The 21788-nt window shown below is 43.1% G+C and carries 18 protein-coding genes; 3 read left to right on the top strand and 15 right to left on the bottom strand.

Annotated features, from left to right (window positions below; genetic code table 11):
• Nucleotides 1-6: 6 nt before the first annotated feature.
• The 12 genes from BLP92_RS05210 to BLP92_RS05155 form a co-directional block, all read right to left on the bottom strand.
• On the bottom strand, nucleotides 7-594 hold the full coding sequence (locus BLP92_RS05210) for an XTP/dITP diphosphatase (protein ID WP_090841304.1): 588 nt from the start codon (nucleotides 592-594) through the stop codon (nucleotides 7-9).
• A complete protein-coding gene (gene rph / locus BLP92_RS05205; RefSeq protein WP_090841302.1) occupies nucleotides 584-1357 on the bottom strand; it encodes a ribonuclease PH in 774 nt (257 codons plus the stop codon). The genes BLP92_RS05210 and rph overlap by 11 nt, the downstream gene beginning before the upstream one ends.
• A 684-nt stretch (nucleotides 1358-2041) precedes the next feature.
• A complete protein-coding gene (gene racE, locus BLP92_RS05200; RefSeq protein WP_244516657.1) occupies nucleotides 2042-2875 on the bottom strand; it encodes a glutamate racemase in 834 nt (277 codons plus the stop codon).
• Between the two features lie 21 nt (nucleotides 2876-2896).
• Nucleotides 2897-3376 carry a MarR family winged helix-turn-helix transcriptional regulator gene (locus tag BLP92_RS05195; RefSeq protein WP_090841300.1) on the bottom strand — a complete coding sequence of 160 codons (480 nt, stop codon included), beginning with the start codon at nucleotides 3374-3376 and terminating at the stop codon, nucleotides 2897-2899.
• A 450-nt stretch (nucleotides 3377-3826) separates the two neighbouring features.
• Nucleotides 3827-5542 carry a phosphoenolpyruvate--protein phosphotransferase gene (ptsP, locus tag BLP92_RS05190; RefSeq protein WP_090841298.1) on the bottom strand — a complete coding sequence of 572 codons (1716 nt, stop codon included), beginning with the start codon at nucleotides 5540-5542 and terminating at the stop codon, nucleotides 3827-3829.
• Nucleotides 5542-5805: a phosphocarrier protein HPr gene (locus tag BLP92_RS05185; protein WP_090841297.1), complete on the bottom strand. Its 264-nt coding sequence runs from the start codon at nucleotides 5803-5805 to the stop codon at nucleotides 5542-5544. Before BLP92_RS05185 ends, ptsP begins: the two co-directional genes overlap by 1 nt.
• A 219-nt stretch (nucleotides 5806-6024) precedes the next feature.
• Entirely contained in the window at nucleotides 6025-6867 is an 843-nt protein-coding gene (locus BLP92_RS05180; RefSeq protein WP_090841295.1) for a PRD domain-containing protein, read from the bottom strand.
• 63 nt (nucleotides 6868-6930) lie between these two features.
• Nucleotides 6931-7374: an acyl-CoA thioesterase gene (locus BLP92_RS05175; RefSeq protein ID WP_090841292.1), complete on the bottom strand. Its 444-nt coding sequence runs from the start codon at nucleotides 7372-7374 to the stop codon at nucleotides 6931-6933.
• 94 nt (nucleotides 7375-7468) lie between these two features.
• Entirely contained in the window at nucleotides 7469-8245 is a 777-nt protein-coding gene (sdhB, locus tag BLP92_RS05170) for a succinate dehydrogenase iron-sulfur subunit (RefSeq protein ID WP_090841291.1), read from the bottom strand.
• Complete coding sequence (sdhA, locus tag BLP92_RS05165) at nucleotides 8242-10014, bottom strand: succinate dehydrogenase flavoprotein subunit (RefSeq protein ID WP_090841289.1); 1773 nt, start codon at nucleotides 10012-10014, stop codon at nucleotides 8242-8244. Before sdhA ends, sdhB begins: the two co-directional genes overlap by 4 nt.
• Before the next feature lie 23 nt (nucleotides 10015-10037).
• On the bottom strand, nucleotides 10038-10652 hold the full coding sequence (locus BLP92_RS05160; RefSeq protein WP_090841287.1) for a succinate dehydrogenase cytochrome b558 subunit: 615 nt from the start codon (nucleotides 10650-10652) through the stop codon (nucleotides 10038-10040).
• Nucleotides 10653-11094: 442 nt separating this feature from the next.
• On the bottom strand, nucleotides 11095-12444 hold the full coding sequence (locus tag BLP92_RS05155; protein ID WP_090841285.1) for a TrkH family potassium uptake protein: 1350 nt from the start codon (nucleotides 12442-12444) through the stop codon (nucleotides 11095-11097).
• Nucleotides 12445-12598: 154 nt separating this feature from the next.
• On the opposite strand from BLP92_RS05155, the gene BLP92_RS05150 reads away from it, so the two are divergent.
• The 3 genes from BLP92_RS05150 (at nucleotide 12599) to BLP92_RS05140 (ending at nucleotide 16874) form a co-directional block, all read left to right on the top strand.
• Entirely contained in the window at nucleotides 12599-13027 is a 429-nt protein-coding gene (locus BLP92_RS05150) for a DUF2507 domain-containing protein (RefSeq protein ID WP_175444181.1), read from the top strand.
• 584 nt (nucleotides 13028-13611) lie between these two features.
• Entirely contained in the window at nucleotides 13612-14055 is a 444-nt protein-coding gene (locus tag BLP92_RS05145) for a MarR family winged helix-turn-helix transcriptional regulator (protein WP_090841282.1), read from the top strand.
• Nucleotides 14055-16874, top strand: a complete 2820-nt coding sequence (locus tag BLP92_RS05140) for an MMPL family transporter (protein WP_090841280.1) — start codon at nucleotides 14055-14057, stop codon at nucleotides 16872-16874. Before BLP92_RS05145 ends, BLP92_RS05140 begins: the two co-directional genes overlap by 1 nt.
• Nucleotides 16875-17174: 300 nt before the next feature.
• On the opposite strand, the gene BLP92_RS05135 is transcribed toward BLP92_RS05140, so the two are convergent.
• The 3 genes from BLP92_RS05135 to trxA form a co-directional block, all read right to left on the bottom strand.
• Nucleotides 17175-18425, bottom strand: coding sequence for an aspartate kinase (locus tag BLP92_RS05135; RefSeq protein WP_090841278.1), 1251 nt, complete (start codon nucleotides 18423-18425; stop codon nucleotides 17175-17177).
• 158 nt (nucleotides 18426-18583) lie between these two features.
• Entirely contained in the window at nucleotides 18584-20368 is a 1785-nt protein-coding gene (gene uvrC / locus BLP92_RS05130) for an excinuclease ABC subunit UvrC (protein ID WP_090841276.1), read from the bottom strand.
• A 163-nt stretch (nucleotides 20369-20531) separates the two neighbouring features.
• Nucleotides 20532-20846 (bottom strand): thioredoxin, encoded by a 315-nt coding sequence (trxA, locus tag BLP92_RS05125; RefSeq protein WP_090841274.1) that lies wholly within the window; start codon nucleotides 20844-20846, stop codon nucleotides 20532-20534.
• Between the last annotated feature and the right edge of the window lie 942 nt (nucleotides 20847-21788).

Here is a 21788-nt window from a genome sequence, read left to right as displayed (position 1 = left end):
TTTTGTTTAAAGTAAATTCCATTCATTGTCTAATTTGTGGAGTGCATTTGCCCGATGACTAAGCATATTTTTCTCTTCCCTGGTCAGCTCCGCCATAAAACGTGATTCAGAAGTGACATAAAATAAAGGATCATAACCAAACCCGTGGCTGCCGTGCATTTCTTTACCGATTTCTCCTTCAATTGTGCCTCTGACAATTTTTGTTTCGTTCCCGGGACGATAGATTGCCAATGCGCAGACAAACCTGGCAGTACGATTATTTTCCTCCGATAATTCTTTTAACAGCTTCTGATTGTTAGCTGCATCATCTTTTTCTTCTCCGGCATACCGGGCAGAATATACCCCCGGCGCTCCGTTCAACGCATCTACTTCCAGGCCTGAGTCATCAGCGAGGACAGCGATATTAAACTTCTTGCCGATTTCTTCTGCTTTTTTTTGGGCATTTGCTTCAAAGGTCTCTCCATCTTCCACTACATCTATTGATTCAGGCAGATCCTGCAGAGACTTTACTTCAATCCCCTTTTTCTGAAAAAACTGTTTGAATTCGGCTATTTTCCCTTTATTATTCGAAGCGATAAAAATTTCATGTAGCATTTGTCGTTTCCTCTTTTCTTTCACTTTCTGCGAGGCTTTCACCGAAGTTCCCAAGCACTTCTTTCTGCGCAGCAAATAATTCATTGATGCCTGTTTCTGCCATATCCAGCATCTGATTCAGTTCTGCACGGGAAAATGTTGCTTCTTCTCCAGTTCCCTGCACTTCTACAAGTCTTCCTCCGCTTTTCATTACTACGTTCATATCAACATCTGCGGTAGAATCTTCCTGGTAATCCAAATCAAGAATTGCCTTGCCTTCGTTCGTCATGCCGACAGATACAGCAGCAAGAAAACCAGTCAGTGGATTTTCTTTAATCTTTTCTTTTTTCAGCATTTCTTCTACAGCAAGACCTACTGCGGTGAATGCCCCTGTAATAGCAGCAGTTCTTGTCCCGCCGTCTGCCTGAATGACATCGCAGTCCACCCAGATTGTTTTTTCACCCAGTTTTTCCAAGTCAACTACAGACCGCAGCGCTCTTCCGATCAGCCGCTGAATTTCCATCGTTCTGCCGGCCACTTTTCCTTTAGAAGATTCTCTTATATTCCGCTGTGAAGTCGCCCGGGGAAGCATGGCATATTCTGCTGTAATCCATCCCTGCCCTTTTCCTCGGAGGAATGGAGGCACTCTGTCCTCCACACTTGCAGAACAGATAACTTTTGTATCACCAAATGAAATTAATACAGATCCTTCCGGATGTTTAATGTAATGTGGCACAATTTCAATTTCACGTTTCTCATGCGGCTGCCGGTCATTTGCGCGCATATTGTCACTCTCCTTCAAAAAATACATTTATTAAGATCGATTTTCTTTCTCCATTATCATACGTGTTCCTCTGCAAATTTTCAAACTCTCGACAGCTTCGATATAAAGGCTCTTCATAGAAATTCAGTGTTTATTACTGCGTAAATCAACACCATTTGAAAATTTTAAATGATACAGAAACCTGAAAAAAATATGTTTCTGCGCAGAGAAAAAATATTTTGAATTCGAATTTGTTTACTCTGACAGCTGATGCTTTTTCGACAGGCAGTCTAGAGTGACGCACCCGTTTCTGGTAACGATGTACGGTAACAGCACCAAAAACATAAAAGTTCTCATTACAAGGTTAATTTTTGCCTGCTTAATGTTTATTTGCTGATTTACTCTCATGATGCAGCGCATAACTCCCGCCTTATGGTGAATTACTCCTTTTGAACAGACTTTACTCCCGCGTAAGCCGTTTATTCCCGCACTGGCATGTTTTTCTCATTTTTAAAACGCCGAAATTCCATTAATTCATTTTTGCCGCCTGCCCACTGCCGAAAAAAACAAAAGCGCCTGCATTTTATGCGACTCATCTATGGTGGTGGAGCATGGTTCCTTCCCATTCCACTCATACGCCAAGCTTTTTGACTGCAGAAAAGTAACTTTTTCATTTCCTGGACAGCAAAAAAGCCAGCACACTCCTTACGTTGTGTACTGACTTACAGACTGCAGATCCAGCTCATATATCGGCTGCTTTTTCAGCAGCCAGCTTTCGGCAATCTGTGCAAATGCCCTCAGTCCGCCTGTTGTGTAAAACTGATGTTCCGGCACGCGATCTCCGTTATATTGGAGATCTTTAAAATATAAAAGTGAACTTACTTCACGCGCTGTCTCGTCACCGGAAGAAATCACTTCCACCTCAGCGCCTACTACTTTTTTCACCAGCGGCGCAAGCAGCGGATAATGCGTACATCCGAGAATTAAGCTGTCAATTTCATACGAAAGCATCGGCGCAAGTGCATCTTTTACGATGTTTTCTGCAGCTTCACCTTTGAAATCACCTGATTCCACGAGAGGTACAAGTGTCGGGCAGGCCAGGCTTACCACGCGGACCCGGTTGTTAATACTTGTAAGTTCTTTATGATAGGCACCGCTGTAAATTGTTCCTTCTGTTCCTATTACCCCAATATGCTCCTGCTTAGTGACTTTCAATGCTGCGACTGCACCTGGATGAATTACTCCGAGCACAGGAAAGGGAAGCAGGCGCTTGGCTTCTTCCAGTACGACTGCCGTAGCAGTGTTGCAGGCAATGACAAGTAATTTAATATTTTTCGTACGTAAATAATCTATCATTTCCCATGTATAAGACCTTACTTCTTCCTCAGGCCTCGGTCCATAAGGACAGCGGGATGTATCCCCTACATAAATAATCTCTTCCTTCGGCAGCTGCCGCATCAGTTCGGAAGCCACTGTTAAACCGCCGACACCGGAGTCGATCACACCAATCGGCCGCGTCTGCAAATCTTCTGCTTTCACATCAACTTCCTCTTTCCATCTTTAAAATGATTTCCATGTTTCTGCATCTTTTTTCATTTCTTCAAGAAGAACATTTAAGCTTTGCTCTAAAAAGTCTACGTTATCCTGCGAAAAATCTTCAAGCACATTCTGTAAATACACCTGGCGCTGCTGGATCACTTCACGAATAATTTTCTTTCCTTTATCCAGCAGGTGAATTCGCACAACTCTTCGGTCATTTGTATCTTTGACACGTTCGACCAGTTCATTTTTTTCCATACGATCGATTAAATCTGTGGTCGTGCTGCAGGCAAGGTACATTTTTGAAGAAAGTTCCCCAATTGTCATATCTCCAAACTCATGAAGCCATTGGAGCGCAATAAACTGCGGCGGCGTAATAGGGAATTCATTTAAAATTTCCCGCCCCTTCTGCTTGATTATATCTGAAACCATTCGTAATGATTTTTCGATTACCGCTACCTGCTCCAGATCTGTTTTTAAAGCTTCCTGCTTATTTGTCATTTCCCTCTCCCTTTCGTTGAAAAGCGAATATTATCTTTTTATGTTGTCCTTTTTAAATAATTACCCAAAGTCCCCAGAGAAAATTTGCACTTTCTCATCTTTGATCTTCTTCATTTTAACAGGGTCTCTTCCTAAATTGGATAATTTAATGAATATTTTATAAATATTTTTTATCATTTTTGTGAATATCTCTAATTTCTCATTGGACTTTCCAGGTCAGCGAATAATCCTTTATGTTTATTTTATGTACTGCCTAATAGCACGACAGTAGATCATCCATTTACTAAAAAAAACTTCATACAGCTTCAATTTCTCCCCTTGCCGCGGAAAAAGCACCGACTGAATACCGGGTAATCTTCACACATTTTTTCACGCATATGCGCATGGGCTTGATGCTTTCGTTCTTTTAAAAAACCGCCCCCTGAAAGATCAGAGAGCGGATAAACATATTTATAAGAATTTCTTTTCTACCAGGTCCTGAACTTCTTCTGCCGTCTGCAGCGTCAGTGCTTGTTCCGCCACCTGCGCAGCTTCCTCTTTCGTCAGCTGCAGCAGCTGGCTTCGTGCAGGAAGCACGGAAGTAGCACTCATGCTGAATTCATCCAGGCCGAGACCGAAGAGTAAAGGAATTGCTACCTCGTCTCCTGCCATTTCGCCGCACATTCCAGTCCATTTTCCTTCTTTATGAGAGGCATCAATTACCATCTTCACAAGATTTAAAATAGCCGGGCTGTATGGCTGATACAGGTAAGATACTCTTTCATTCATACGATCGGCAGCCATCGTGTACTGAATCAAATCATTCGTACCGATACTGAAGAAATCAACTTCTTTCGCAAACTGCGGAGCCATCACTGCGGTAGATGGTATTTCTACCATTATACCCACTTCCAGCTCCTCGCTCACTTCGACCCCTTCAGAAATTAACTTCTGCTTTTCTTCCTCAAGCAAAGCTTTTGCTTCACGGAATTCCTGCAGAGTTGCAATCATCGGGAACATGATTTTCAGGTTGCCGAAGGCACTTGCTCTTAATAAAGCACGGAGCTGTGTGCGGAACATATCCGTCATTTCCAGACAGAGCCGAATCGCACGGAACCCAAGAAACGGATTCATTTCCTCCGGAAGATCAAGGTAGGAAAGTTCCTTATCTCCACCGATATCAAGCGTTCGAATCACTACCGGTTTCCCATCAAGAGATTCCACGACTTTCTTATAAGCCTCGTACTGCTCTTCTTCTGTAGGGAAATCATCTCTTCCCATATACAGGAACTCCGTCCGGTAAAGACCGACACCTTCAGCGCCATTATCATGAACACCTACAAGATCTTCCGGTGTACCAATATTTGCAACAAGTTCTACATGGGTGCCGTCTTTAGAAACAGAAGGTTCATTTTTCAGCTTCGCCCATTCTTTTTTCTGTTCTTCATACTGCTTATGCTTTTCTTCGTATTCTTTCAATTCTTCCGGGGAAGGATCGATAATCACCGTTCCTGAAATGCCATCTATAATTACTGTGGCATGCTGTGCTGTATCAGAAGTGACTGTTTTCGTCCCTACGACCGCAGGAATTTCCAGGGATCTTGCCATAATCGCAGAGTGTGAAGTACGTCCGCCGATATTTGTGACAAATCCTTTTACAAATTCTTTGTTCAGCTGCGCAGTGTCAGATGGTGTTAAATCTTCTCCCACAATAATTACTTCTTCATTCAGCTCTGCCAGAGAGACAATTGGCTTACCGAGAAGGTGAGAAAGCAGACGCTTGGAAACGTCACGGATATCTGCAGCTCTTTCGCGCATATATTCATTGTCCATACTCTCAAACATAGTAACGAACTGTGTAGTAAGTTCATCAAGTGCGAACGAAGCATTGACAGCATCGTCCTGTACTTTTTGGCGGATCGCATCAACAAATTCCGGATCACGCAGGACAAGCAGGTGCGCAGAAAAAATCTCCGCATGCTCTTCGCCCATGCTTTCCATTGTTTTTGTCTTAATGTCCTCCAGCTCTGCTCTTGATTTTTCAAGTGCAGCGTCAAAAGTCTGGATTTCAGATTTAACATCTACGTCTGTTTTCTTTTCTACCGTAAGGTCCGGCTCTTCATAGCGGAAAGCTTTTGCGATGGCGATTCCAGCAGAAGCTGCAATTCCCGTCAGCGTTTTACTCATTATTCAGCCAGATCTTTCTTGATTACTTCATCAAGCGCGCTGAGTGCTTCTTTTTCATCTGGGCCTTCCGCTTTGATTGTTACTTCCGCACCCTGGCCGACACCAAGAGACATTACGCCCATGATAGATTTAAGATTTACAGATTTCCCTTTGTATTCAAGTGTAATTTCAGACTCATACTGTCCTGCTTTGTTAACGAGCTGTGTAGCTGGTCGAGCGTGAATCCCTGTTTCTGCTGTGATTTTGTAAGTTTGTTCTGCCATGTTAAAACACTCCTTCAAATTAGTTGAAATTTATTTTTATTTCCGATGAAAAGGAAATCATCATGTACCTGCTTCTTATCATACAAATGAACGCTTTCATTCGCAAGTTTCTGCACATAAAAAAAGACATAAGTAAACGGAGGAATTTATCGGAATACTGCCAGTACACTGATAATCCTGCTCATTTACTTATGCCTGATCGTATCAGTAACACGTAAATTACGCATTTTCATATGAATAGGAAGCCGCTGTAAGCAGATAAAACATTGTCTGTACAATATCTCTTTCTGCCGCGGGAACACCTGTAGATTTCTCAATCATGCGGATAACGTTCCGAGAAATATTGTAGCACAGCGGATGTTCTTTTTTCAACAATAAATATATCTGATGATCAATATTTGTTTCCGGGCTGGTAAGAGGAAGCTCTGCCGATTGGCGCAGATGTTGCACGAGACGCCGGAACGCTTCTGAATCTCTTATAAAAGCCTTTTCCAATTTTTCCTCTGCATAGTGGATGCACCTTGTAATTAGATCGGGTGCATGCCTGTCCGGCGGATCTATCGCACTTTGAATATGAAGCGTAATAAAGCCGATTTCTGCTTCGGGGAGCTTCACTTTTGTCTCCGCCTCTATAAATGCAACTACTTCCTCTGCGATACCATATGTCTCATGATACAGCCATTTCGTTTCAATCAGGAAGGGATTTTGAATTTCTGTTTGATCCCTGGTCCGCTGCAGTGCAAGCACAATATGCTGTGTCAGCGCAAATAAAGTTCTTTCGTTCAGCTGCCTCCCTATTGCGTCATGAATTCTTGAGATGGCTTCATGAATTAACAGCATTGTTTCTTCTGTTTCCCGGGTGACCAGCTTTGAATACTGCTCTCTTTCCTGTTCACTGACGAGGGAATAGACTTTGTCGTACGTAGTCTCATCAAACGTATCTCCCCGCTTTTTTCCGAAGCCGATGCCTTTCCCAATAAAAATCGCCTCACTGCCGGAAGACGCTTCGCATATAACCACGTTATTATTAAGCGCTTTCGTCACTGAGAAAGTTCCATCCATACTGCCCGCCTCCTGCTGTCTTATCTCTTTATCATATCGAGTTCGAAAAGACGGTGCAAGTAGTTATGCTTTTTCCAGCATTCCTAATAATTCGTTCTGCCACGGAGTGGAAGCGCCTGTCTTTTTTTCCACCTGCACAATCCTCCCCCTGCCTGTCATACATATTTGATTCTTTTGGTTCTTCACAAGGTAATGTACATCAATGGAAGTTCTGCCAATGGAAGCAATTTTCACTCCTACCTGTAGTTTATCTCCAAACGCTACTTGGCGCCGGTAATCACACTGCAGATCTCCGGTTACTATCATATAAGGCCCTTTCACCCACTCATCCATTAAGCCGAGGGAATAAAAATAATTAATTCTCGCCTGTTCAAAATAAATAAAAGCCACTGTATTGTTTACGTGCCCGAAAGCATCTGTTTCAGAAAAACGCACAGAAATAGAATCAAAATAACTAAAGTCTTCCTGCCAGCTTTCAAAATTTTCTATGTATACAGGTGTTGCCATTATATTCACTCCCTTTATTGAATGATTGTTCATTCATAATAATTGTTAAATACCGGCCGTCCTTTAAAAGAACGGCCGGAGATTATGATGCAGATCACACAGTATTGTCAGAACCAAAGAAGTTTTTAAACGACTGCAGCGTAGTTTCTCTATTCAAGGCTGCAATAGAAGTTGTCAATGGAATTTCTTTCGGGCAGGATTCTACACAGTTCTGTGAGTTACCGCACTGCGCAAGTCCTCCGTCACCATCCATAATTGTCTGGAGACGCTCTGCCTTATGCATTGCACCTGTTGGGTGTGCATTGAACAGACGCACCTGTGAAAGTGCTGCTGGACCGATAAATTCAGTTTTATCATTCACATTCGGGCATGCCTGAAGACATACACCGCAGCTCATACATTTGGAAAGTTCATACGCCCACTGGCGTTTTGCTTCCGGCATACGCGGTCCCGGTCCAAGATCATACGTGCCATCGATTGGTACCCAGGCCTTTACCCTTTTCAGCGAATCGAACATTCGGCTTCTGTCTACCGTTAAGTCCCGCATGATTGGAAAAGTATTCATCGGCTCCAGCCGGATCGGCTGCTCCAATTTATCAATCAATGCAGTACATGACTGACGGGGTTTTCCGTTTATGATCATAGAGCAGGCGCCGCAGACTTCTTCCAAACAGCTTGCATCCCATGCTACCGGGGTAGTATCTTCACCGGCAGCATTTACAGGGTTACGGCGAATTTCCATGAGAGCTGAAATCACGTTCATATTCGAGCGGTAAGGAATGGAAAACTTTTCTTCAAAAGGTTCACTTTCTGGATCAGCCTGCCTGACGATGATCATTTCAATCATTTTATTTTGTGTTTCTGTAGTCATGCTTTCTCACCCGCCTTTTTCTTCGCACTATAGTCACGCTTACGAGGTTTAATTAATGTAGTATCAACCTCTTCGTACTCGAACTCAGGATCTTTAGTGACAGGGTTATACTTCGCCTTCGTAGTCTTGAGCCATTCTTCGTCATTACGCTCAGGGAACTCCGGCTTATAGTGTGCCCCCCGGCTTTCATTACGGTTGTAGGCGCCAATGGTAATTACGCGCGCTAAGTTCAGCATAGATTTCAGCTGACGGACAAACATCGCACTCTGATTCGTCCATTTTGCTGTATCAGCCAAATTAATATTTTCAAAGCGTTCCAGCAGTTCCTTGATTTTTTCATCTGTTTCTTTAAGCTTCTTATTATCACGGACAACAGTAACATTCTCCGTCATCAGCTGCCCAAGCTCCTGATGAATCTGGAACGCATTTTCGTTCCCTTTCATATTGAGAACTTTATCGAAAAGATTCTGGTCTTCTTTCACTTGACGATCATAAATTTCGCTTGGAAGGTCCTCAGCAGAATGCTCCAGATCATTAATATAATTCACCGCATTCGGCCCGGCAACCATTCCTCCATATATAGAAGAAAGAAGCGAGTTTGCGCCGAGGCGGTTTGCACCGTGGATAGAATAATCCACTTCGCCGGCAGCAAAAAGACCAGGGATATTTGTCATTTGATCGTAATCCACCCAAAGGCCGCCCATTGAATAGTGAACCGCAGGGAAAATTTTCATCGGAACTTTACGCGGATCGTCGCCCATGAACTTTTCGTAAATTTCCATAATACCGCCAAGCTTTATGTCGAGTTCCTTTGGATCCTTATGGGAAAGATCCAGGTATACCATGTTTTCTCCATTAATACCACGCTTTAGATCCACACATACGTGGAAAATTTCACGTGTTGCAATATCACGCGGGACAAGGTTTCCGTAAGCTGGATATTTTTCTTCCAGGAAGTACCACGGCTTACCGTTTTCATCATATGTCCATACACGGCCGCCTTCTCCTCGGGCAGATTCACTCATCAGACGAAGTTTATCGTCTCCCGGGATCGCAGTTGGGTGAATTTGAATAAATTCCCCATTCGCGTAATATACACCCTGCTCGTACACAGCCGCAGCAGCGTACCCTGTATTGATCATGGAATTCGTTGACTTACCGAACACAATTCCAGGACCGCCGGTTGCCATAATTACAGCATCGGACCGGAAAGATTCAATCTCGGAAGAATTCAGGTTCTGCGCTGTAATACCGCGGCAGGCACCATCATCATCAAGTACTGCGTGAAGAAATTCCCAGCCCTCATATTTTGTTACAAGACCGTTGGCTTCATGACGGCGCACCTGCTCGTCAAGGGCATATAAAAGCTGCTGGCCGGTAGTCGCACCGGCATAAGCTGTACGGTGATGCTGAGTTCCTCCGAAACGCCGAAGTGATAAAAGCCCTTCCGGTGTCCGGTTAAACATAACTCCCATGCGGTCCAGAAGATGAATAATTCCAGGCGCTGCATCTGCCATCGCCTTTACCGGCGGCTGATTCGCAAGAAAGTCTCCTCCGTATATAGAGTCATCAAAATGTTCCCAGGTGGAATCGCCTTCCCCCATTGTATTTAACGCTCCATTAATTCCTCCCTGTGCACATACAGAGTGAGAACGTTTTACAGGAACGATTGAAAATAATTTCACGTGCTTACCTTTTTCTGCTGCTTTAATTGTTGCCATTAATCCGGCCAGTCCGCCGCCGACAACAATCACATCACCTTTACTCATGATACGACACTCCTTCTATTATGCTAGATACCTGCGAATACGAGGATGGAACGGATACCGATAAACGTCAGCGCTAAAAATACTGCTAAGCTTACGAAACTGGAAATACGCTGAGATTTTGGCGTAATAGTAATACCCCATGTTACCCCAAAGGACCAGAGGCCGTTTGCGAAATGGAAAGTTGTTGCGGTAATACCAATAATGTAAGCAATAAGCGCTACAGGGTTGGAAACGATATCTTCCATCATCTGGAAATTTACTTCTGCGCCGAATGCAGCAGCTACACGTGTTTCCCAGACGTGCCAGGTAATAAAAATCAGCACCAGGACTCCAGTAACACGCTGTAAACGGAACATCCAGTTGCGGAAGTATCCATATTTAGATGTGTTGTTTCTCGCTTGGAAAGCAATGTATAAACCATAAACTGCGTGGAGAATTATAGGAATGAAAATGATGAATGCTTCCATGACGTAGCGGAAAGGAAGTCCCTCCATAAAAGTGGTGGCCTGATTATAAGCTTCCGGCCCACGAGTGGCAAACCAGTTAACAGTCAGGTGAACGATCAAAAATACTCCAATTGGAATTACTCCCAAAAGTGAATGAAGCCTGCGGTACAAAAACTCACGATTTGATGACATCTTTCTTCCCCCTAAACGATGATTACGATCGATGAATTACAATAAATACAGTGTTTGTTAAGCGGCCTGAAAGCTGAAAATAAACCTTTAATCCAATGACACTTAACAAACTTAATTTTACTCCTCGACCACTTCTTCGTCAAGAAAGCGGATTCAGAGTACCTTTCATATGTAAATATTTACCATAATTCAGCGAACGCGTTTTCCGATTAAAATTGTACCATAAATATAGTAAAATTTAAGACTTTTCCGGAAATAAAAGATAATTTCTTAAAAGAGAATATTTCTAATTAAAAGATTCTATATAAAGTGCTTTTATCCTCACAAATATGAGTTTTTTACTTTCGTTTTATTATGGTCCTATGAATTTCCTGAAAACCCATTCTTTTTAGATCTAAATTTTTACAAAAATAAAAGACGAGGAGAAGTCCCCGTCTCTGCATTAACCGATAATGATTCTTTCTGTTGGATATTTGTAATGAGTTTTCTTTTCTTCTGCCCGGATCGAGAACATAAATGCCACCAGACCCACCCGGCCGATAAGCATCAGAATCATGAGAACTACCTGGCTCGGTTTGGACAAGTCCGGGGTGATCCCCATCGACAGTCCGCATGTTCCAAAAGCAGAGCTTGCTTCAAAGATGATTGCCATCAGCTGAAACTGCCCGGTGCCCTCAAAGCCTGCAATCAATATGATCGCTCCAACCAATCCCACCGCAAAAACCGATAGGACAATAAAGGCTTTCTGCTGATCTTCCGGATGAATTTCCCTTCCGAATACTTTTACATCGCCGCGTCCCATAGCAAAGCTTCGGATTGTCAGAAACATGACTGCGAGCGTCGTCGTACGAATCCCCCCGCCCACACTGGAGGGACTTGCACCGATGATCATCAATGCTGAAAGCAGCAGAAGACTTGCAAGGGTAAGTTCATTCATATCCATGGTTGCCAGCCCGCCGCTGCGTGCTGTTGCTGAGTTAAACATCGAAAAAAACAGCTGCTGATGCCAAGGCATGCCGTCATAAAATTCTGTTCTTTCAATCAGCCATAAAATAATTACTCCAAAAAAGAAAACGATAAAATAAGTGGAAGTAGCAATTTTGGTAAATAAGCTGAAGCGGAAATTTGGATTTTTCGGTGAAAAATATTCCCTCAGCTCCATCAGTACAGGAAATCCGATAGCTCCCGAAAAAATAAGCAGAATATGAACAAGCTGCACGAAATAGTCATCCGCAAAAGGAATGAGAGACTGACCGGTAATATCAAATCCTGCATTCGTAAAAGCACTTAGTGCGCTGAACGCCCCCTGATAATAAGCTTCAAAAGCAGTATCAAAATAGTTGAGGTAATAAGTACCGAGAATCATTGCGCCAATAAGTTCAATTCCTATTGCAACCCCGAGAATCCCCCGCATGAGCCTTACCAGGCCGGAAAAAGAAATCTGGTTCTGGTCCACCATGATAAGCATTCGCTGGGAGAGGGCAATTTTCCGCCCCAGTACCATCCACACAAATGTACCGAGCGTCATAACTCCAATTCCACCCAATTGAATTCCCAGTGCAAGAAAAATTACTCCGAGCCAATTATAAGTTTCTGATACGTTTACTACACTAAGCCCTGTGACACTCACTGCACTGACTGAGGTAAAAAGTGCATCCCAATATGACACAGTTACGCCAGCTTGAGAGGCAAAAGGTAAATATAATAACAGACTGAAAAAAAACATCGCCACTACGTAGGAAATTACAATAATACGAAACGGCGTTAAAAATTTATTGAGCCCAAGGCGCATATGTAACACCTATCTTTCCAGTGAATTCGCGCTTTAGTATATCATGTTCTTCCTGCTTCTTCCACGTTATTTCTCAGTTTCTTTTCTGAGGACTTTGTAAAATCCAATAGTATGTTAAAATATGAAGATAATTAATCAGTGAAGGATGAGATGCATGCCAGACGAAACGCAAAATCTAATTTCCCCTTACAGTTATGATGTACTGAGACATGAGCTGCTTCCAATTCTGCTCGGAGAAGAAGAAAATATCATTTTATACTGGGGAGGGAAATCTCTCGCAAGAAAGCATAAGCTGATGGAAACAGAAGCCCTGCAAAACTGGTTTCAGGAAGCAAACTGGGGGCGGCTGGAGCTTATTAAAGATAAAAAGAATGAACGAACATATGAAGTGACGACCTCAAGCTATGAGGCGGACCGTCCATATTCATTGGAAACAGGCTTTATCGCCCAGATGGTGGAGCTGGAAAAAGAGCTGCTCGCTGAAGCTTCCTACGAAGTCAAAAAGAAAAAGCCAGTAGTTTTTCAAATCACTGTCCGCTGGGATAAGAAAGACCCGACAGCACCGAATGCTCCCCTTACCTAAGCCCGGAGACATATGAACTGCGGTGAATTTTTTGAGGCTAACTAAATTAATTAAGGGTTGCAGCGCAAAGTATCCAATATGAGCCCTTGAATTGAAACTTAATAAAACCTGAGTCCTGAAAATTTTATTTTTTCAGGTGTTCAGAGTGTTTATAAAGTTAGGAATTTTGTATATTTATGATTTGCTATGTATGGGTTTTCCTCCGCTCTCTTGCGGAACCTTGCCTGCTCGTCTTCAGCTATTTCTACTGTCCCCTGGGGCAGAAGAAATAGCTGAAGACTGCGCTTGTACTGGAGACACTATATAAAATCTAGTCCTCTTTTTTCTCAGCTGCAGTCGCAGAAGGTCGACTCCGGGAGGATTTAGAACGATTCGAAGATCCACCTGCCAGAGGCAGGTTAGCTGAGAGAGTTCCCTCCGGAAAGCGTACCTTCGAAGGCAAAGCATAAAAGCGCATACTTAATATAGAAAAATTTTTTAACAGACTTGACACCTGAAAATTTATTTTTCAGGTGTTTATTTTGAACATTTTTAGTTTATGGGGTAAACTAATTTGCAGTTGATATTTTTCAGGAGTGATTAGAATGGATAAAGAAAGATTACAGGAACTGATCGATCAGTATGCAAATGTATACTTGTTTGCCACCAAAAAAATAGACCGGGTGCTCGTAGATCAGGCAATGCCTATTTCACTGGAACAGTTCGGAATATTAAGAGTGCTGAAAAAAGAAGGTGCCATTTCTGCGAAGAGAGTAGCGCAGGAAACGGATGTACATAAAAGTGCCGTGACAAGTAAAGTGGCGCGTTTGGAAGAAAGAGGATTTGTGCAGCGCACTTCCGGCCATGCAGACAGACGAAGTATTTTAATCGAACTTACTGCTGCTGGAGAAGCTGCTCTGGAAGAAGGAAAAAAAGCAATGACTGATTTTATTGAACCCTACTTTTCCAGACTGGATGAAGAAGAACTGGAAGTTTTTTTAAGTGTTTATCATAAACTGAATCAAATGCTGCACGAGGAGGAATTTTAATGCGCCGCCTGATTTATATATTTCCTTTTCTCTGGATCGGCCTTGGAATCTGGCTGTTTCTCGCGAGCCCGGATCTCGATCAGCTAGTCAGGGAAAGAGGACAATTTGATATACCTGATAATTACCAGACTGCTGTCACAGCAGATATTCTTGCCGAGAATGAAGGAGCTTCCGGAGAAGAAATCCTGCTGGTTTATGTGGAAGATGACGGCTTTACCGAGGATCAGCTTAACTCCGTAGAAGATACGCTGAATGATTTCCCGGAAGAAATTCAGGGATTCCCGGTAGTGGATATTACCTCCCCCTTTGAAAACGAAGAAAGCAGTGCGCTGATCAGTGATGATGAAACTACCTTGATGGCAGTCATTACACTTGATATGACACTGAACGATGTCCCGACTGTCCGGCCTGATGTAGAAGCTGCTGCATTAAACGAAGAGGTGGAAACCTTCGTCAGCGGGGAAGCAATTATAGAAGATGACGTAATTATCAGTTCGGAAGAAGGCCTTGCAACCACGGAAATTATTACAGTTGTATTTGTAATCACTATCCTGTTGTTTGTATTCCGTTCTGTGGTAGCTCCATTAGTACCATTAGTTACTGTGGGAGCTGCTTATTTTATTACCATTCCGGTCGTTTCTTTTATGATAGACGGCTGGGACTTCCCTGTATCCAACTTTACGCAGATTTTTATCGTAGCAATTTTATTCGGTATAGGGACTGATTACTGTATTCTTCTTTTAAATCGATTTAAAGAAGAGCTTGCGAAACAGGATAATCGTGTCACGGCTGTAAAAGAAACCTATCGCGCTGTGGGACCTACTGTATTTTCAAGTGCATTAACAGGATTTATCGGCTTTGCTGCAATTGGCCTGGCAGATTTTGATCTGTACCAGTCTGCCGCAGGTGTGGCAGTGGGAATTGTACTGCTCGTTTTAGCTTTAGTCGTCTGGGTCCCTGTAGCAATGCTGCTTCTTGGAGAGAAAATTTTCTGGCCTTCGAAACGTGCGCTGGAAGATACGGACAGCAGAATCTGGAAAGGGTTAGGAAAATTTTCTTTCGTCCGTCCAGGATGGACCTCTCTGATCCTGATTGCCCTCCTGGTCCCTTCATTTTTATTTTATGAACAGCGGCTTTCTTTCCACTCACTTGATGAAATAGGAAGCGATTTTGAATCTGTGGAAGCGATAGAAATTGTTTCCGACCGTTTTGGTGTCGGGCACTCTTTCCCGGTCAAGGTAGTCATGGAGTCGGAAGAACCGTGGAATCAATCTGAAATGCTGCCGGTCATCGAACAAGTTTCTCAACAGGTATCGATGATTGAAGAAGTTGAAGAAGTGAGAAGTTTTTCCCGCCCGGATGGAGAAACGGTTGAAGAGTTCAGCATCCCTTATTTAATGGGAGAAGCTGCGGATGGCACGGAAGAGATGGAAGAAGGCCTGGAAGAAATTATAGACGGCTTAAATGAACTCAGTGAAAATCTGCGGGAAGAACAGGACGCGACAGATGAAGCCGCAGATGGTGCCGCAGATCTTGCGGAAGGCTCTGCAGAACTCCAGGAAGGTCTGAACGAGTCTGCCGATGGGTTGGAAGAATCAGCAGCGGGGGCAAGGGAACTTGCTGCTGCGCAGGGAAATATCGCAGAGGAAATGGCAGGTATTCAGGGTGCTATTGCTGAAATTGCTCAAAATCCAGCACTTGATCCCCAGACTGCCGGAACATTGGAAGAATTAAGCGGCGGCTTAAATGAACTGGAAACAGGACTCCAGGAAACGGCCGGCGGTACTAATGAACTTGCAGAGGGGCAGGAAGAAATTCAAAACGGCATTTCTGAAGCCGCTGCAGGACAGACAGAAATCAGCGATGGCCAGACAGATCTCGCTGAAGGTTTCTCTGATATTGGCGAAGCATTTGTTGAAATTGCTGATGCAGTAGATGAAATCGCTGAAGGAACAGAAGAAATTCTTGAAGGAATGGAAGAGGTTAATGAACTGCTAGATGAAATTGCCTCCCAGCCTGCGCATCCGCTCGAAGGCTTCTATGTACCTGCGGAAGCATTCGAGGATGATGAGATGGATGAGCTTACTTCTGCATTCACTACACCAAATGAACTTGTCACGACGCTTGACGTAGTACTGGCAATTGATCCCTACAGCAATGCTGCGATGGATACGGTAAACGAAATAGATGAACAAATTGCTCGTGCATTGTCTGAATGGCCGGATGAGTTTAGATATTCCCTGGGAGGTCTTCCTGCCACAAATGCAGACCTTGCAGAAATATCTGATCAGGATTTTTATCGTACAGCGGCAATAATGCTGAGTGGTATTTTTCTCGTACTTGTTGTTATGCTCCGTTCATTGATTATGCCCGTTTATATATTAGCTTCTCTTATCGGAACATATATAATTTCAATGGCTGTCACTGAACTTATCTTTGTGACAATCCTGGGATATCCCGGCATCAGCTGGGCCGTACCATTCTTTGGATTTGTCATGCTGATGGCTCTCGGGGTCGATTACTCTATCTTCTTAATGGGCCGTTTTGCAGAAAATATGAAAGACCACTCTGTGCATGATGCCTTGCTCGGTGCCATGACGAAAATAGGGACAGTCATTCTTTCCGCAGCGATTATACTAGCGGGAACGTTCGGTGCAATGATGCCATCCGGCGTACTTTCACTCGTGCAAATAGGTACGCTGGTGCTTACTGGACTGCTGCTCTATGCGTTTGTAATGCTGCCATTATTCATCCCTCTAATGGTTCGCCTGTTTGGGGAAAATAACTGGCTGCCATTCAAAGCGCCTGGAAGAAAATAAAGAAACTCAGTAATAACAAGCACTGCTTCTCATTCCTGAAGCAGTGCTTTTCAAATTATTTATGAAGTATGGAAGTTTGTATATTTATGTATGGGGCCGCCTCTGTTTTCCTTCGGCAGACTGCCAGCTCCTATATCTCTTGTTTTCAGCAGTTTAAGTCCTTGGAAAGAATCTTAAGCACGTGCCTCAGAGGAGGAATATTTCCTTTCATCAGCGACTTATACTGCCTCCCCAGACCAATCCTCAACATAGCAAAAAAAAGCCCGTTTCCTGCTTTTACAGCAGAAGACGGGCGTTTTATTATGCTTGTTTTGCAAGCTCAATTTTTTCTTGTTCCTGTGCATCCAGTCCGAAGAAGGAATGCAGTGCTTCCGAAGCACGTATCATATCCTTTTCAGGTACTACAGAAGATACTGCAATTTCTGAAGTACTTACCATTTTAATAGCTACTTCTTCTTCTGCAAGTACTTTAAACATATCTGCAGCTACGCCCGGGTTGGAAATCATCCCGGAGCCAACGATAGAAACTTTCGATAAAGAACTCTCGTGATGCACTTCACTGTAACAGAGTGTCTCTCTGTTTGCATGAATTAAGTCCATTGTTTTCCCCAGTTTAGAGGAATCAATGGTAAATGACACATTAATTCCATGGTCAGAAGTCATCTGCTGAATGATAATGTCTATATTGATACCTTCTTCAGACAAAAGTTTAAACAGATTTGACATCGTATCATAATGGTTTGGAAGACGCTCTACTGTAACCTTTGTAATGTTATCATCAAAAGCAAGTCCCCGCACCGTAAGATTTTGTTCCATTGAAGCTTCCTCCTCAACAATTGTGCCTTCCACATTTTCCATACTGGAACGCACCACTAACTTCACATTGTAATTCTTCGCAAATTCCACTGCACGCGGATGAAGGACACCTGCTCCAAGATAAGCGAGTTCCAGCATCTCATCATAAGAAATACTGCTGAGCTGCCGCGCATTTTTTACATACCTTGGATCAGAAGTATAAACTCCTGTTACGTCAGTATAGATAGAGCAAGATTCTGCATCCAGTGCAGCAGCAAGTGCTACCGCTGTCGTGTCAGAGCCTCCACGCCCAAGGGTGGTAATATTGCCTTCTTCACTTACCCCCTGGAATCCAGCTACTAGCACCGCTTTTCCCTCATTCAAATGTTGATCCAGAGTTTCTGTCTGAATATCTGTGATACGTGCGTCCTGATAAACTTCTTCCGTGACAATTCCAGCCTGCCAGCCTGTCAGAGAAACTGCATCAACGCCAATTTCTTTTAACGCCATTACGACAAGTGAAATTGTTACTTGTTCCCCTGTTGTCAGCAGCATATCCATTTCACGAGGATCTGGATCTTCCGTAATTTCATCTGCTAATTCAACTAGCTTGTCCGTTGATTTTCCCATCGCAGATACGACGGTGACAACTTTGTGCCCCTCATCCATACGTTGCTTAATTCCTTGAGCAACCCGTTTGATCTTGTCGGTATCTCCGACGGAAGTACCACCGAATTTTTGAACAATTGTAGCCAATTTGTACGCCCTCCTTCACATATTTACACAGCTGCGCTTCAATTATTAATTACCTGCTTACGCGCAAAAGAAAACCTGAATATTTCTTTTTTTCTGGTAAAAACAACACCTATAAAAGCGTAACAAAGGGAAGGTTTATTGACAAATCGCTTAATCGTCTATTTATCGGTTTCTTCCTGTATAGCCTTCGCTAAGGACCGGGCAACTTGCTTAGGGATTCCAACTCTCTCGATTTCTTCCGCAGACGCCTCTTTTAATCGTTTCAGTGAGCCGAACTCTTTTAAAAGCATACGCTTTCTTTTTTCTCCTATTCCTTCGATATTATCAAGGACGGAGGTAAACATAGACTGCTTTCGAACATTTCTGTGAAAACTTATGGCAAAGCGGTGCACTTCATCCTGAATCCGCTGCAGCAGATAAAATTCTTCACTTGTCTTGGATAATTCCACTGGTGTCGGCGGATCTCCCATCATAAGCTGCGATGTTTTATGGCGGTCATCCTTTGCCAGGCCGCAGACAGGTATATCCAATCCCAGTTCATGTTCCAATACTTCCTGTGCAGAAGAAATCTGTCCGCTCCCGCCGTCAATGACAATTAAATCCGGCAGCGGCTGCTCCTCTTTCAAAAGCCGGGAATATCTTCTTCGGACGACTTCCCGCATCGATTCATAATCATCCGGCCCCTGTACTGTTTTCACTTTGTATTTACGATAATTTTTCTTATCCGGCTTTCCATCAAGAAAAGATACCATCGCAGAGACCGGATCCACTCCCATAATATTAGAATTATCGAATGCTTCTATTCGATGAGGTGTATCAATTTGCATTGCTTTCCCTAACTTATCTATTGCATGAATTGTTTTCTTTTCATCTCGTTCAATCAGCTGGAATTTCTCAGAAAGCGCCATTTTTGCGTTTTTCACTGCAAGTTCAACAAGTTCTTTTTTCTGTCCCCGCTTCGGCTGCAATGTTTTTATCTGGAGAAACTCACTGATCATGTCTGCATCCGCTTCGTTCGGCACAAAAATTTCAGAAGGCTTTTTGTGCTGCTCTTCCAGGTAAAACTGACCGAGAAAAGTGTAAAAATCATCGACAGGATCCTGGTAGGTTGGAAACATCGAAACATCTCGCTCAATAAGTTTTCCCTGCCGGACAAAAAATACTTGAATACACATCCAGCCACGGTCTACATAGTACCCAAATACGTCTCTGTCCGTCTGCTCCGTCATCGTCATTTTCTGCTTTTCCATCACTGATTCAATATGCTTCACCTGGTCACGATATTCTTTCGCTCTTTCAAAATCCATCGCTTCAGATGCATCGTACATTTTTTGTGTAATATTCTTTTTGATTTCTTTGTGTCCGCCGTTTAAAAACTGCGCCATTTCTTTGATCATCTGCTGGTTCTGGTCCTGCGTCACGGTGAACTCACACGGCGCGAGACACTGGCCTATATGATAGTACAAACAGACCCGGTCGGGCATCGTTCTGCATTTTCGAAGCGGATAAAGCCTGTCCAGTAGCTTTTTCGTCTCATTAGCTGCCTGTGCATTCGGATAAGGCCCGAAGTATTTCGCCCCGTCTTTTTTCACCTTGCGGGTAGTAATCAGCCTAGGATGTTTCTCCTTCGTTATTTTAATAAATGGATAGGATTTATCATCCTTTAATAAAATATTATAGCGCGGCTCATATTTTTTTATGAGATTCTGCTCCAGCACCAGTGCTTCCAGATCGGACGAAGTAACGATATATTCAAAGTCGTGAATTTCGCTGACAAGATGCTGGGTCTTCCTGTCATGAGAACCGGTAAAATAAGAGCGCACACGATTTCTCAGTACTTTTGCTTTTCCGATATAAATGATTATGCCCTGCTTATTTTTCATCAGGTAGCATCCCGGCTGTGCCGGCAGCAGTTGCAGTTTATCTTTCAATGATTCCATCACAATTCCTCCTGCGTGAAAGTACAGAAAGAGGCTGCCCGTCAAAGCAGGGGACAGCCTCTCCAATTACCGGAGTTCCGGTGTATTTTCTTATTGGCTTTGGATAAATACTGCTTTTTCGAAACAATTGTAAAGTCCCTAAAAACAGATACAGATCCTCAGTAAATTAAAGGTGCTTATTAAGTGTATTTGCAAGCTCTTCTTTCGGCTTAAATCCTACTACCTGGTCAACCACTTCTCCATCTTTCATTACAAGAAGTGTAGGAATGCTCATTACACCATATTTACTCGCTGTTTCCTGGTTTTCATCAACATCGAGTTTTACGATTTTCACCTGGTCACCCATATCTCCATCCAGCTCTTCAAGAACTGGTGCAATCATTTTACAAGGTCCGCACCAAGGTGCCCAGAAGTCTGCGAGTACTACGCCTTCACTTGTCTCAGTTCCAAAATTTTGATCAGTTACATTTGTAATTGCCATTTAAAATTCCTCCTTCATATATCAGCCTCAGCTGTTAAATACAGTATAACTTGAACGCCGCAGTGTTGAAAACACCCTGCTCAAAGCTTTTTTTCAGCGCTGAGTTTATTTTATCGCAACAGAATTGATCTTGCAAAAAAACTGCCTGTATTTGGGATTGCGAATAAAAATATTGTTTAAATGAACTTTCAATTTTATTTTCCCAGTCATATTAAAAACAAAACATAATCAATTTCCTGCGTTTTTTCTAATTCGAGGAGAATAAACCAACCGGAAAGCCTCACCTAAGGCTGATTTTTTAATGTTGCGCTTATTATCTGTAAATTCATCTATTAAAAGCAGCCTTCTTTCACTAAGGAACACTTTTAAACATTACAATCATAGAAAGAAATAACAAACACACGGCGGGATTTTCCGCCGTGTGTACAGGCTGTAGAAAAAGTACTTTTTGTATGAGTATACGATTTTATGCTTTTGTCTCCGAAGTGTCGCTTTCCGGAGGGAACTCTCTCAGCGAACCTGCCTTCTTAAAAGAGGAGCATGGCTTCACGCAGCCAAATCACTGGCTGGTTTCGCACATGCTTACTATATCTTCCGAGTAAGAACGCCTGGGAAGATATAAGATTCGTTCTTCATCCTCCAGGAGTCGACTCTACTGCGACTGCAGCATAATTAAGGGAGGCAATCGCTTTTATACGAAACCGGAGAGCTACGAACACTTTTTCTTCGGAAATAACTTTTCTCCATAGCGCCCGGTGGGGACGCCTGTGGGATTTAAGCGCAGTCTGAAGATCCTTTGTAATGCCGGCAGGCATTGCAAATAGCTGAAGACTATCCCCACGGCAAGCTTCCGCCGGAAAGCGGAGGAAAACCTATACACAGCAAATAATAAACATACAAAATTTCTTACTTTATAAACACCCTGAAAACACGGCGGGAAAG

Origin of the sequence: Alkalicoccus daliensis, assembly GCF_900103955.1 — a bacterium.
Lineage (GTDB): Bacteria > Bacillota > Bacilli > Bacillales > Salisediminibacteriaceae > Alkalicoccus > Alkalicoccus daliensis.
Note: the sequence above shows the minus strand (reverse complement) of the source record. Positions and strands in the feature narration are given on the sequence as shown.

What these genes read in the sequence shown, in the direction of transcription:
- BLP92_RS05210 (WP_090841304.1), bottom strand. Translation starts at nt 594, where the DNA reads ATGCTACATGAAATTTTTATCGCTTCGAATAATAAAGGGAAAATAGCC.
- rph (WP_090841302.1), bottom strand. Translation starts at nt 1,357, where the DNA reads ATGCGCGCAAATGACCGGCAGCCGCATGAGAAACGTGAAATTGAAATT.
- BLP92_RS05195 (WP_090841300.1), bottom strand. Translation starts at nt 3,376, where the DNA reads ATGACAAATAAGCAGGAAGCTTTAAAAACAGATCTGGAGCAGGTAGCG.
- ptsP (WP_090841298.1), bottom strand. Translation starts at nt 5,542, where the DNA reads ATGAGTAAAACGCTGACGGGAATTGCAGCTTCTGCTGGAATCGCCATC.
- BLP92_RS05185 (WP_090841297.1), bottom strand. Translation starts at nt 5,805, where the DNA reads ATGGCAGAACAAACTTACAAAATCACAGCAGAAACAGGGATTCACGCT.
- BLP92_RS05180 (WP_090841295.1), bottom strand. Translation starts at nt 6,867, where the DNA reads ATGGATGGAACTTTCTCAGTGACGAAAGCGCTTAATAATAACGTGGTT.
- BLP92_RS05175 (WP_090841292.1), bottom strand. Translation starts at nt 7,374, where the DNA reads ATGGCAACACCTGTATACATAGAAAATTTTGAAAGCTGGCAGGAAGAC.
- sdhB (WP_090841291.1), bottom strand. Translation starts at nt 8,245, where the DNA reads ATGACTACAGAAACACAAAATAAAATGATTGAAATGATCATCGTCAGG.
- sdhA (WP_090841289.1), bottom strand. Translation starts at nt 10,014, where the DNA reads ATGAGTAAAGGTGATGTGATTGTTGTCGGCGGCGGACTGGCCGGATTA.
- BLP92_RS05160 (WP_090841287.1), bottom strand. Translation starts at nt 10,652, where the DNA reads ATGTCATCAAATCGTGAGTTTTTGTACCGCAGGCTTCATTCACTTTTG.
- BLP92_RS05155 (WP_090841285.1), bottom strand. Translation starts at nt 12,444, where the DNA reads ATGCGCCTTGGGCTCAATAAATTTTTAACGCCGTTTCGTATTATTGTA.
- BLP92_RS05150 (WP_175444181.1), top strand. Translation starts at nt 12,599, where the DNA reads ATGCCAGACGAAACGCAAAATCTAATTTCCCCTTACAGTTATGATGTA.
- BLP92_RS05145 (WP_090841282.1), top strand. Translation starts at nt 13,612, where the DNA reads ATGGATAAAGAAAGATTACAGGAACTGATCGATCAGTATGCAAATGTA.
- BLP92_RS05140 (WP_090841280.1), top strand. Translation starts at nt 14,055, where the DNA reads ATGCGCCGCCTGATTTATATATTTCCTTTTCTCTGGATCGGCCTTGGA.
- trxA (WP_090841274.1), bottom strand. Translation starts at nt 20,846, where the DNA reads ATGGCAATTACAAATGTAACTGATCAAAATTTTGGAACTGAGACAAGT.